At 51.2% G+C, this 717-nt stretch carries 1 rRNA gene; it reads left to right on the top strand.

Annotated elements, in window-relative coordinates:
- Positions 1–172 precede the first annotated feature (172 nt).
- A 23S ribosomal RNA gene (locus PCK14_RS19240) occupies positions 173–717 on the top strand; the annotation flags it as partial.

The following is a 717-nucleotide window of genomic DNA, read 5'->3' as shown; positions in this document are numbered from 1 at the left end:
GTTGGTGCTCTGGTTGGGGATGTGTGTGGTGGGGTTGTTGTTTGAGAACTACATAGTGAACGCGAGCATCTTTATAAGAAGCAATTTCTTTGAGATAATTGAACCTGGATCTGACACCTTTGGGTGTTGGTTTTCATGGTTCTCTCGATAAGTAAGATTGATCAACATGTGTGGTCAAGTTTTTAAGGGCACACGGTGGATGCCTTGGCATTAGGAGCCGAAGAAGGACGTAGGAATCTGCGATAAGCCTCGGGGAGTTGATAACCAAACTTTGATCCGAGGGTGTCCGAATGGGGGAACCCCGCTACCCGTCGCAAGGCGAGGTGGTGACCCGCACCTGAATATATAGGGTGTGTGGAGGGAACGTGGGGAAGTGAAACATCTCAGTACCCACAGGAAGAGAAAACAATAGTGATTCCGTTAGTAGTGGCGAGCGAACGCGGAACAGGCTAAACCGTGTCATGTGTGATAGCCGGCGGGCGTTGCATGGTGCGGGGTTGTGGGATTTACCGTTACAGTTCTGCCGGACTGTTGAGGGGAATGGTGCATGTATAGGTGAACGGCTTTGAATGGCCGGCCGTAGAGGGTGAGAGCCCCGTAACTGAAATGCAGTGCACTCCCTGGTGAGTATCCCAAGTAGCACGGGGCCCGAGAAATCCCGTGTGAATCTGTCAGGACCACCTGATAAGCCTAAATACTACCTAATGACCGATAGCG

The organism is Arthrobacter sp. HY1533 (assembly GCF_027568515.1).
In the GTDB taxonomy this organism is placed as follows: domain Bacteria; phylum Actinomycetota; class Actinomycetes; order Actinomycetales; family Micrococcaceae; genus Specibacter.
Note: the sequence above shows the minus strand (reverse complement) of the source record. Positions and strands in the feature narration are given on the sequence as shown.